The sequence below is a fragment of the Halomonas sp. SL1 genome (assembly GCF_003030865.2).
GTDB classification, from domain to species: domain Bacteria; phylum Pseudomonadota; class Gammaproteobacteria; order Pseudomonadales; family Halomonadaceae; genus Halomonas; species Halomonas halophila.
Window position 1 is genome coordinate 417,767 of sequence record NZ_PYUQ02000011.1, and the last position, 11,253, is coordinate 429,019.

Genomic DNA, 11,253 nt, shown 5'->3' on the forward strand with positions numbered 1-11,253 from the left:
CCAAGGTCGCTCCCCATGCTGCAACGCTTCTCCATCGGCGCCCGCCTCGCCATCGCCTTTTCCCTGATCGTCCTGCTGCTGCTGACCGCGGGCGCCGTCGGCCTGCGCGGCCTGTCCCAGGTCCGCGACACCGCCGTCGACACCCTGAACGTCGATGCCGCCACCGCCCTCAACGCGGCCCGCGTGCAGCAGCTGTCGCTGGAGCTGCGCCGCTACGAGAAGGACACCTTCATCAACCTGCGCGAGGCTGACCGGGTCGCCTCCTATCGTGACAAGTGGCTGGGCGCACACGCCGACCTCGATGACGTCCTGACCCGTGGCGCCGAGCTGGCGCCCACGCCCGATCTCGGCGACCTCTACCGGGAGGCCGACACGGCCCTGGATGGCTACGCCGCCGGCTTCGACGCCACCCATGCCCGCCTGCGCGACGGCGACTTCACCACCACCGCCGAGGCCAACCGCGACTTCTCGGACTACAAGGCGGCGGTCTATCGGCTGCAGGACGCCGCCGATGCCATCGGCGAACGCGCCACGCAGCGCATGGCCCGCGCCAAGGCCGGCATCACCGCGCGTCATCGGGGCGCCGTCACCGGCCTGCTGATCTTCGCCGGGCTGGCCGTCGCCGCGGCCGTGCTGCTGTCGCTGATCATCACCCGCAGCATCGTGCGTCCGCTGCACCAGGCGCTGGCCGTCACCGAACGGGTCGCCGAGGGCGACCTGCGCCAGGTCATCGAGGCGCGAGGCAGCGACGAGACCGCCCGCCTGCTCGGCGCCCTGCGACGCATGAGCGACTCGCTCTCGGGCCTGGTCGCCTCGATCCGCCGCACCAGCGACACCGTGCATCGGGGCGCCACCTCGATCGCCCGGGACGGCCACGAGCTGGCCGCCTATACCGAACAGCAGGCCAGCGCCCTGCAGCAGAGCGCCGCCAGCATGGAAGAGATCACCGGCTCGGTGACGCAGACCGCGGAGAGCAGCCGCCAGGCCGACCGACTGGCGGAGGACGCCACCGTCCAGGCCCGCGTCAGCCACGAGAGCGTGGCCAGCAGCGTGGCGCTGATCCGGGACGTGGTCGCCGATGCCGCCCGCATGGACGGCATCATCGAGACCATCGACGCCATCGCCTTCCAGACCAATATCCTGGCCCTCAACGCCTCCGTGGAGGCGGCCCGGGCCGGCGAGCGCGGCCGCGGCTTCGCCGTGGTGGCCACCGAGGTGCGCGCCCTGGCCGGCCGCAGCGCCGAAGCCGCCGGCGAGATCCGCCAGCTGCTGGAGGGCACCCGTCGTCAGCTCGACGAGTGCGCCCGCCAGACCGAGCAGAGCGGCGCCAGCATGACCGACACCAAGCAGAGCATCGAGCGTCTCGGCGAGGAGGTGCTGAGCATCGGCGCGGCCACCCGCGAGCAGTCCGACGGCCTGACGCAGATCGGCACCGCCGTGGCCGAGCTCGACTCGGCGACCCAGCGCAACTCCAGCCTGGCCCAGGCCACCACCGCATCGGCGGCGTCGCTCGAGCAGGACTCGGGCGAACTCAATGCCCTGGTCGCCCGCTTCCGCCTCGCCGAATCGTTCGAGGAGGCACCGGCTCCCCTCGCCGCCCCGACCTCCCGCCGCGCCCACACACCGGCGCTTGCCTGAACGGGCTTTCCCCGCGGCGGCGAAATCGCGAAGATGGACGCGAACCCTTCGCCGCCCGGAGAACCGATGCGAGTCCTGGTCCACACCGATGCCGCCGAGGCCTGGCGCGATGCCCTGGCCGAGCGCCTGCCCGACGCCGAGATCCTCACCAGCGCCGCCCCCGCCGACGAGCGCCGCCGCGCCGACTATCTGGCGGCCTGGAAGCCCTCCGCCGAGCTGCTCGACGAGCTCATCTCGCTCAAGGGCATCGTCAACCTCGGCGCCGGGGTCGATGCGCTGCTGGGCAACCCCGCCCTGCCCCGGGGCGTGCCCATCGTCAAGCTGCGCGACGCCGGCATGGCCGGTCCCATCGCCGACTACGCGCGCTACGGCGTGCTGCACTTCCAGCGCGACTTCGACCGCTATCGTCGCCAGCAGGCCCGCGCCGAGTGGCGCGAGTGCCCGCCGGTCGACAAGGCCGACTGGCCGGTGGGGGTGCTGGGGCTCGGCGCCATCGGCGCCCGGGTGGCGCAGTCACTGGCCGACGACGGCTTCCCGGTGCACGGCTGGAGCCGCTCGCCCAAGACGCTGCCCGGCGTGCGCTGCCATCACGGTGACGACGGCCTGCGCGAGCTGCTGCCCGAGGTGAAGAGCCTGGTGCTGCTGCTGCCCGATACGCCGGCGACCCGCGGCATCATCGACGCCGAGGCCCTGGCCGCCCTGCCCGAAGGCGCCAGCCTGATCAACCCGGGGCGCGGCAGCCTGATCGACGAGGCCGCGCTGCTCGCCGCGCTGGGCGACGGCGAGGCCGAAGGCCGGCTGCGCGGCGCGCAGCTCGACGCCTTCCCCGAAGAGCCACTGCCGGCATCGAGCCCGCTGTGGTCGCATCCGCGGGTGCTGATCACCCCGCACATGGCCGGCCCCACGCCGCTCGGCGAGGCGCTCGACCAGGTGGCCGAGGCGCTGCGCGCCATGGATGCCGGCGAGGACGTCGAGACCATCGACCCCGACGCCGGCTACTAGGGTTCTCCAGGTTCGCGAGCCCCTACACGAACGTCGGCTCAGGGCATACGCTGAAGAGGAGACGTCACCGACCTCGAAGGAGAAGCCGATGCCTCATGCCCAGCTGGACTACGGCCCCGTGGACGCACTGCTGGTGGTGGACATGCAGAACGACTTCTGCGAGGGCGGCGCCCTGGCCGTGGCCGGCGGCAACGCCCTGGTGCCGGGCATCAACGCCGAGATCGCCGCCGCCCGGGCCGGCGGTGCGCTGATCGTCGCCTCGCGGGACTGGCACCCCATCGACCACGTCAGCTTCGCCCACCGCGGCGGCCCCTGGCCGGTGCACTGCGTCCAGGACACGCCGGGCGCGGCCTTCCACCCCGACCTCGACCTCGACGCCGATACGCTTCGCGTCAGCAAGGCCACCGCCTTCGACGCCGACGCCTATTCGGCCTTCGACGCCACCGGCCTGGCCGGCTACCTGCGCGAGCGCGGCGTCACCCGGGTGGTCGTCTGCGGCCTGGCGCTGGACGTCTGCGTGCGGGCCACGGTGCTCGACGCCCGCCGGCACGGCTTCGAGACCCTGCTGCTCGAATCGCTGAGCGCGGCGGTGGCCCCGGACGCCGTGGCCGACTGCCGGGCCGCCTTCGCCGAAGCCGGCGTCAGGGTCATGCCGTGAGGGACACGCGCATGGACCATATCGCCCCGCTGAGCGTCGACGACGACGAGCTGGCACTGCTCACCGACCTCTACCAGCTGACCATGACCCAGGCCTACTGGAAGGAGGCCATGACGGCGCCGGCCACTTTCAGCCTGTTCTTCCGCCGGCTGCCCCCGGAGCGACGCTTCATGCTCGCCTGCGGCCAGCAACATGCCGCCGAACGGGTCAGCCGGCTGCGCTTCACCGACCGCGCGCTCCGACGGCTGGCCGAGGTCGATCATCTGGAACCGGCCTTCCTCGACTGGCTGGCCGACTGGCGCTTCGAGGGCGATATCTGGGCGCTGCCCGAGGGCACGCCGGTGTTCGCCAACGAGCCGCTGCTGGAGGTCGACGCGCCCATCGCCCAGGCCCAGCTGCTGGAAAGCCTGATCATGAATCTGGTGCAGCTCGAGACCGTGCTGGCCTCCAAGGCGGTGCGCATGGTGATGGCCGCCCGGGGCCGGCCGGTGGTGGACTTCGGCCTGCGCCGCATGCACGGCGTGGACGCGGCGGTACGCGGGGTGCGCGCCTATCGCGCGGCGGGGCTTTCCGGCACCAGCAACGTGCTGGGCGGGCTGCGCCACGGCCTGGCGCTGAACGGCACCATGGCCCACAGCTACGTGCTGGCCCACGACAGCGAGCGCGAGGCCTTCCGCGCCTTCGCTCGCCACTACCCCGGCACCACCCTGCTGGTGGACACCCACGACACCCTCGAGGGCGTGAAGACGGTGATCGCGCTGATGCGCGAGGAGGCCGGGCTCGAGATCGGTGCCATCCGGCTGGACTCCGGCGACCTGGGCGAGCTGGCCCGCGGCGCCCGGGCACTGCTGGACGCGGCCGGCCATGTGGACGTGAAGATCGTCGCCAGCAGCGGTCTCGACGAGCACGCCATCGAGGCGCTGCTGGCCGACGGCGCGCCGATCGACGCCTTCGGCGTCGGCACCCGGATGGGCGTGGCCGCCGACGCCCCGGTCATCGACCTGTCCTACAAGCTGGTGGAATACGCCGGGAAACCGACGATCAAGCACTCCCCCGGCAAGATCAATCTGCCCGGGCGCAAGCAGGTGTTCCGCCGCCAAGACGCGCACGGCCACTATGCCGGCGACGTGATCGCCGGGCGCGAGGAGACCGTGGAAAACGCGACGCCGCTGCTGATTCCCTGCGTGGTGCGGGGCGAAGCCGTGCCGGAGGCCATGGCGTCGGCCGACGCCGCCCGGGAGCGGGTCGCGCGGGACCTCGAGCGCCTGCCGGCCGCACTGCGCCGGCTAGAGACACTAGAGGGCGAAGGCGACTATCCGGTCACGCTGTCCGAGCGCCTCGCCGGGCGGGCCGGCGAGGCGCCCTGACGTCTTTTCTGACCGCAGCGCCGCCTTACAGCAGCTCGTTGAAGCGCGCCAGCCAGGCCGGATGCGCCGGCCAGGCCGGAGCGGTCACCAGCTTGCCGCTGACGATGGCCTCGTCCATGCCGATCTCGGCGTAGTCGCCGCCGGCCAGGTGCACCTCCGGGGCGCAGGCGGGATAGGCCGAGACCCGGTAGTCGGCCAGCGACACCGCGGCGGCCAGCAGCTGGGCGCCGTGGCAGATGGCGGCCACCGGCTTGTCGGTGTCGAAGAAGTGGCGCACCAGCTCCAGCACCCGCTCGTCCAGGCGCAGGTACTCCGGCGCCCGGCCGCCGGGGATCACCAGCGCGTCGTAGTCGTCTGCAGCGACCTCGGCGAAGGTGGCGTTGAGGGTGAAGTTGTGTCCCGGCTTCTCGGTGTAGGTCTGATCGCCCTCGAAGTCGTGGATGGCGGTGCGGATGCTGTCGCCCTCGCGCTTGTCGGGACATACCGCGTCCACCTGATGGCCCATGGCCTGCAGGGCCTGGAACGGCACCATGATCTCGTAGTCCTCGACGAAGTCGCCGGCGATAAGCAGCAGTCTGGCCATGACAACACCTCCTGTGAAAGACGAAAATGGGGGCCTGCCCCGCCAGCCTAACCGCTCGCCGATGACTCGGCCATGTCAGCGAGACCGTCATCGAGACGGCCGTCGGGAATGTCGGTGGGGAACCCGGCGGCCGCCGCGCCCTCTCAATCGAATCACCCCGATGCTTTTTCCCGCGAGGACTTCCCGATGACGTTTCGCCTGCCGCGCCGCGCCTGGCTGCTGGGCCTGGCCCTGGTCGTCACGGCCCTGCCGAGCCTGGCCGCCACCGCACCCCAGCCCTTCGACGCCCGCTACCATCTGGAGGTCTCGGGCTGGCCGGACGTCGATATCGATCATCAGCTGTCGCAGGAGGCCGGCCACTGGCACAGCGAGATGCGCGCCAGCCTGCCCGGCGCCAGCGGCCACGAATGGGGCCGCTTCCGGCTCGACGACGAGCGTGTCAGCTCGCTGCACTACGCCGCCGGCTACTCGCTGCTGGGCATCCGCCGCTCCTACTCGCTGGCCCAGGCCGATCTGGCCCCCCTGCCCGACCGCCAGAGCGCCCTGGTCGCGCTGGCCCGGCGCGTCATCGACGACGCCGACGGCCAGGGCCGGCTGCGCTATCGCGACCACCGCGGCCGCGAGGAACGGCTCGACTACCGGGTGCTGGACCGCGATCCCGTGACGCTGCCGGCCGGGCGCTTCGCGGCGGTGCGGGTGGCGCTGGCCGAACCCGACGAGGACGACCGACGCATGGAGATCACCTTCGACGCCGATCGCCCGGGCCTGCTGCTGGGCATGGCTTACTACCGCGACGGCGAGCGCAAGAGCCGCCTGTCCCTGACCCGCCTCGGCGACGACTGACGCCGCTGCCGCGGCGGCGGCAAGCTGCTAGAGTGAGCGGTTTTGGCCGTCGCCGACGGCCCGAACGGGAAGACAGAGAAGGAACTCTCGCATGCTCACCGGACTGCTGATCGTATTGCTGCCGCTGATCCTGGGCTATCTGGTCCGGGTACGCCGCGACGCCGTCATGGCGCTGATCAACCGCGGCGTCAGCGCCTCGATCTACGCCATCCTGCTGCTGATGGGCGTGAGCCTGGCCGGGCTCGACGATCTCGGCGGCCAGCTCTCGCGCATGGGCGGCCAGGCGCTCGCGCTGCTCGCCGTCACTTCGGCCTGCAACCTCGCCGCCCTGGGCTGGCTGTCGTGTCGACTGCACCTGACCGTGGACCCGAGCCATGCGGTGGACGGCGCGCCCACCAGCAAGCTGGCCGCCATGGCCGGCTCGTTGGCGCTGGTCGGCGTTGTGGCCGCCGGCATCGTGCTGGGCCTTCTGATCCATGCCTTGTTCGCCGGCAACGAGGCGCCCTTCGCCTGGGCCGAGCGCCTGTCGGAATGGGTGCTCTACGCCCTGCTGGCGCTGATCGGCTGCCAGCTCAGGAATTCCGGCATGCCGCTCAGGCAGATACTACTCAACCGCCACGGGCTGGCCATTGCCGTGACCCTGGCGGCGAGCTCGCTGATCGGCGGGCTCGCCGCCGCGCCGCTGCTCGAGCTGCGCTGGAACGAGGGCCTGGCCATGGCCGCCGGCTTCGGCTGGTACTCGCTGTCCGGCATCCTGGTCGGCGACGAACTCGGGCCGCTGCTCGGCGGCGTGGCCTTCTTCAATGACCTGGGCCGCGAGCTGCTGGCCTTCGTGCTGATCCCGCTGGTGATCGGCCGCCACCCGGCGCTGGCCATCGGCTACGGTGGCGCCACCTCCATGGACTTCACCCTGCCGGTGATCCAGCAGCACGGCGGCGTGAGGTGCGTGCCGGTGGCCGTGGTCTCGGGGTTCATCCTCTCGCTGCTGTCGCCGCCGCTGATCCTGTTTCTGCTGTCATTGTGATATCAGCCCCATGGCGGCAGCCTCTCGCCGTGCTCGCCATTTCCCGCCGCGGATTCCCGCTTCTGCTGACCCTGTGAGGTGAGAGCCCCGGCCCCGCCCTGGAGGCGGTGTGCCGGTGGCCGTGGTCTCGTGGGGCGTCCGCTCTCGGCCCCCGGCTTCCCCACCACCGCCCCTGTTGCTCCTCCCGGATTCCCGGGGCCATGACCTACGCCCCGCGCTTACGCCGTCCTCCTCCCCCCTCGGGGAGGAGGCGGCTGCCCCCTGGATCGGCGAGCCTTGCCGTGGACTCACCCACGCCACGACACCGTCACCACAACAAGAAGGGAGTCGACATCATGACCCCACGCCTGCACCCCGCCTCCTTGCTGCTGGCCGCCACCCTGGGCGTCGGAGCCGCCCTGCCCGCCATGGCCTTCGAGGACGACGGCCTGACCGTCTGGATCGGCGACAACAAGGGCCCCGAGGGCATCCGTGAGGTGGCCGAGCGGTTCACCGCCGATACCGGCATCGCCATCGACATCGTCCACCCCGACAACATGACCAACCGCTTCCAGCAGGCCGCCGGCAGCGGCCAGGGGCCGGATATCGTCATCTTCGCCCACGACCGCATGGGCGAGTGGGCCCAGAGCGGGCTGCTCAAGACCGTCGCGCCCTCCGAGGCCTACCGTGAGCGCTACTTCGACTTCACCTGGGACGCCGTCGAGTGGAACGGCGAGACCTACGGCTACCCCATCTCGGTGGAATCGCTGGGCCTGATCTACAACAAGGCCCTGGTGGAGACAGCGCCCGAGAGCTTCGACGAGCTGGCCAGGCTCGATGCCGAACTGGCCGAGGACGGCAAGAAGGCGATTCTCTTCGACTACGGCGAGCCCTACTTCAGCTGGCCGCTGCTGGCCGCCAATGGCGGCTATCCGTTCCAGCATACCGGCAGCGGCTATGACGTCAGCGATATCGGGGTCAACAACGCCGGTGCGGTGGCAGGCGCCGAACGCCTGCGCGCACTGATCGACAGCGGCGTGCTGCCCGAGGGCACGGACTACAGCGTGATGGATACCCGCTTCAACCAGGGGGAAGTGGCGACGATGATCAGCGGCCCCTGGGCCTGGAGCAACCTCGAGAAGAGCGGTATCGACTTCGGTGTGGCGCTTCTCCCCAGGGTCGGCGACGAGCGGGCCAAGCCGATGTTCGGCGTGATGGCGGCGATGATCAACTCGGCCTCGCCCAACGACTTCCTGGCCACCGAGTTCCTCGAGGGCTACCTGCTCGGGGAGCAAGGCCTGCGCACCTTCAACGGCGACGGCTCGCTGGGCGCCGTGGCCCACAAGGCCTATCAGCAGGAGCTGGAAGCCAACCCGCACATCGCCGCCACCCTGGCGAATGCCGAGCTCGGCGAGCCGATGCCCAACATCCCCGAGATGGGGGCCTTCTGGTCGGCCATGGAACCGGCGCTGCAGAACATCGGCAGCGGCCGCCAGTCGCCGCAGGCGGCGCTGGATGCCGCCGCAGAGCGTATCCGTACCGCCATCGAGTAACGCCCGCCTTCCGGGGCTCCTTCCCGCCCCGGCCCGGCCGCGAACCGCGGCCGGGGCAGACCGCAGGTAATCCCATGTTTGTGACCAACGCTTCGCGCGGCTTGCCGCGCCATCGTTCCCGCCATCCCGCCGAGCGCTACGGCCGTTGGGCGCTGCGCACCCTGACGGCCCTGCTGGTACTCGCCACCCTGTGGCTGGTGGTGGCCTTCCACCTGCGCGGCCAATGGATGTTCTCGCTGCTGTTCCTGGTGCTGGGGGCCTCGCTGGCGATCGTCTTCGGCAAGCGTGAATGGATGAGCCACCGCTATATCTTCCCGGCACTGGCCGGAATGGGTGTGTTCGTGATCTTCCCGCTGGTCTATACCATCGGCATCAGCTTCAGCAATTACAGCTCGAGCAACCTGCTCGGCGAGGAGCGGGTACGCGCCCAGTTCCTCGACCGGACCTACCAGGCCGAGGGCCAGGCCTTCGACTTCCAGCTGGTACGTGAAGGAAACCGCACACGCCTGTATCTGGAGGCCCAGGGGGCCGTCGACCCGGAAGGCGCGAGACAACTGGTGTCCCTGCCGCTGGCCCAGGCCGTCGAAGGACAGCCCCTGGCGATCGAGCCGACCGAGGCGGCCCCCTCCGGCGAGGCGCTGGGCATGCGCGAGGTCATCGCCCGGCGTGATCGCCTGCAGCGCCTGACCCTGGTGACGCCGGAGGGTATCGAGCTCAAGATGGCGGGGCTGCGCCGCTTCGCGCCGATGCTGCCGCGCTTCGAGGCGAATCCCGACGGCAGCCTGACCGACCTGCGCGAGGGCATCCTCCTGACCCCCGATCAGGAGACCGGTTTCTTCGTCACCGAGGACGGCGAGCGCCTCACCCCCGGCTGGCCGGTGGCGGTGGGGCTGGACAATTACACCCGGATCTTCACCGATCCGGACATCCGCGGGCCCTTCCTGCAGATCTTCGTCTGGACCTTCGTCTTCGCCGGGCTGACGGTGGTCTTCACCCTGGCGGTGGGCTTCGTGCTGGCCACGCTGCTGCAGTGGGACCAGCTCAAGGGCAAGGCCATCTATCGCACCCTGCTGATCCTGCCCTACGCGGTGCCGGCCTTCATCTCGATCCTGATCTTCAAGGGCATGTTCAACCAGAACCACGGCGAGATAAACCTGATCCTCGAGAACCTCTTCGGCATCAGCCCCGACTGGTTCACCGACCCGTCGACGGCGCGCACCATGCTGCTGATCGTCAACACCTGGCTCGGCTATCCCTACATGCTGCTGCTGTGCATGGGCCTGATCCAGTCGATCCCCCGCGATCTCTACGAGGCCTCCGCGGTGGACGGCGGCGGGCCGCTGACCAACATGATGCGCATCACCCTGCCGCTGATCCTCAAGCCGCTGACGCCGCTACTGATCGCCGCCTTCGCCTTCAACTTCAACAACTTCGTGCTGATCGCCCTGCTCACCGGCGGCAAGCCGGACATCCTTGGCGCCAGCACTCCGGCGGGTACCACCGACCTGCTGGTCAGCTACACCTACCGCATCGCCTTCCAGGATGCCGGCCAGCAATTCGGCCTGGCGGCCGCCATCGCCACCCTGATCTTCCTTCTGGTGATCGGGCTGTCGTGGCTCAATCTGCGCCTGTCCAAGGTCAAGGTCTAAGGAGGAGTCGTCTCATGGCCATGGTTCAACCCCGTTCGATTCGTGCCCGCAAGCTGGGCGCCCACCTCGCCCTGCTGGGCTTCGCAAGCCTGGTGGTGTTCCCGCTACTGCTGGTGATCTCGATCTCCTTCCGCGAGGGCAACTTCGCCACCGGCAGCCTGATCCCCGAACGCTTCTCGCTGGAGCACTGGGCGCTGGCCCTGGGCATCCCCTGGGAGCGGACCGACGGCACCGTGGTCCAGCCACCGTTCCCGGTGCTGCTGTGGCTGTGGAATTCCATCAAGGTGGCGGTGGCATCGTCGCTGATGATCCTCGCGCTCTCCACCACCAGCGCCTACGCCTTCGCCCGGATGCGCTTCAAGGGCAAGGCGCCGATCCTCAAGGGCATGCTGATCTTCCAGATGTTCCCGGCCGTGCTCTCGCTGGTGGCGCTCTACGCGCTGTTCGACCGCCTCGGCCAGCTGGTGCCATGGTTGGGACTCAACACCCACGGCGCGCTGATCCTCGCCTCGTTGGGCGCGGTGGCGCTGCATATCTGGACCATCAAGGGCTACTTCGAGTCCATCGACGGCTCCCTGGAGGAGGCGGCGATGGTCGACGGCGCCAGCACCTGGCAGGCCTTCTACCACATCCTGCTGCCGCTCTCGGTGCCGATCCTGATGGTGGTGTTCATCCTCGCCTTCATCATGTCGATCATGGAGTACCCCATGGCCTCGGTGCTGCTGCTCGACGAGGACAAGCTGACCCTCGCCGTGGGCGCCCAGCAGTATCTGGCCGATCACAACCAGCGCTGGGGTGACTTCGCCGCCGCGGCGGTGCTCTCCGGGCTGCCCATCACCCTGGCCTTCCTGCTCTGCCAGCGCTGGATCGCCGGCGGACTCACCGCCGGCGGCGTGAAGGGCTGAGCTCCTCCCACCTCTACTCCCCGATTTCCTCGTCCCGACAGGGACTCCCTGC

The 11,253-nt window shown here is 70.1% G+C and carries 10 protein-coding genes; 9 read left to right on the forward strand and 1 reads right to left on the reverse strand.

Annotated elements, in window-relative coordinates:
* The first annotated feature begins 15 nt into the window (after positions 1 to 15).
* From C9J49_RS05995 to C9J49_RS06010, 4 genes are all read left to right on the forward strand, one after another.
* Positions 16 to 1,638 carry a methyl-accepting chemotaxis protein gene (locus C9J49_RS05995; protein ID WP_107182208.1) on the forward strand — a complete coding sequence of 541 codons (1,623 nt, stop codon included), beginning with the start codon at positions 16 to 18 and terminating at the stop codon, positions 1,636 to 1,638.
* Positions 1,639 to 1,704: 66 nt separating this feature from the next.
* Complete coding sequence (locus C9J49_RS06000; protein ID WP_107182207.1) at positions 1,705 to 2,640, forward strand: glyoxylate/hydroxypyruvate reductase A; 936 nt, start codon at positions 1,705 to 1,707, stop codon at positions 2,638 to 2,640.
* 88 nt (positions 2,641 to 2,728) lie between these two features.
* On the forward strand, positions 2,729 to 3,298 hold the full coding sequence (locus C9J49_RS06005) for a nicotinamidase (protein ID WP_107182206.1): 570 nt from the start codon (positions 2,729 to 2,731) through the stop codon (positions 3,296 to 3,298).
* An 11-nt stretch (positions 3,299 to 3,309) separates the two neighbouring features.
* Positions 3,310 to 4,665 (forward strand): nicotinate phosphoribosyltransferase, encoded by a 1,356-nt coding sequence (locus C9J49_RS06010; protein WP_107182205.1) that lies wholly within the window; start codon positions 3,310 to 3,312, stop codon positions 4,663 to 4,665.
* Between the two features lie 25 nt (positions 4,666 to 4,690).
* Here the strand turns inward: C9J49_RS06010 and C9J49_RS06015 are convergent, their stop codons facing one another.
* Positions 4,691 to 5,248, reverse strand: a complete 558-nt coding sequence (locus tag C9J49_RS06015) for a DJ-1/PfpI family protein (protein ID WP_046079292.1) — start codon at positions 5,246 to 5,248, stop codon at positions 4,691 to 4,693.
* Positions 5,249 to 5,434: 186 nt separating this feature from the next.
* Between C9J49_RS06015 and C9J49_RS06020 the strand changes: the two genes are divergently transcribed.
* The 5 genes from C9J49_RS06020 to malG all read left to right on the forward strand — a co-directional run bounded on the left by C9J49_RS06020 (position 5,435) and on the right by malG (position 11,201).
* A complete protein-coding gene (locus tag C9J49_RS06020; RefSeq protein ID WP_107182204.1) occupies positions 5,435 to 6,091 on the forward strand; it encodes a hypothetical protein in 657 nt (218 codons plus the stop codon).
* A gap of 91 nt (positions 6,092 to 6,182) precedes the next feature.
* Positions 6,183 to 7,115 (forward strand): lysine exporter LysO family protein, encoded by a 933-nt coding sequence (locus C9J49_RS06025; RefSeq protein WP_107182203.1) that lies wholly within the window; start codon positions 6,183 to 6,185, stop codon positions 7,113 to 7,115.
* A 335-nt stretch (positions 7,116 to 7,450) separates the two neighbouring features.
* On the forward strand, positions 7,451 to 8,647 hold the full coding sequence (malE, locus tag C9J49_RS06030; RefSeq protein ID WP_107182202.1) for a maltose/maltodextrin ABC transporter substrate-binding protein MalE: 1,197 nt from the start codon (positions 7,451 to 7,453) through the stop codon (positions 8,645 to 8,647).
* Between the two features lie 74 nt (positions 8,648 to 8,721).
* The gene (gene malF / locus C9J49_RS06035; protein WP_107182201.1) at positions 8,722 to 10,296 is read left to right on the forward strand and encodes a maltose ABC transporter permease MalF; all 1,575 of its coding nucleotides are present in this window, start codon (positions 8,722 to 8,724) and stop codon (positions 10,294 to 10,296) included.
* 14 nt (positions 10,297 to 10,310) lie between these two features.
* Positions 10,311 to 11,201 (forward strand): maltose ABC transporter permease MalG, encoded by an 891-nt coding sequence (malG, locus tag C9J49_RS06040; protein WP_107182200.1) that lies wholly within the window; start codon positions 10,311 to 10,313, stop codon positions 11,199 to 11,201.
* Positions 11,202 to 11,253 lie beyond the last annotated feature (52 nt).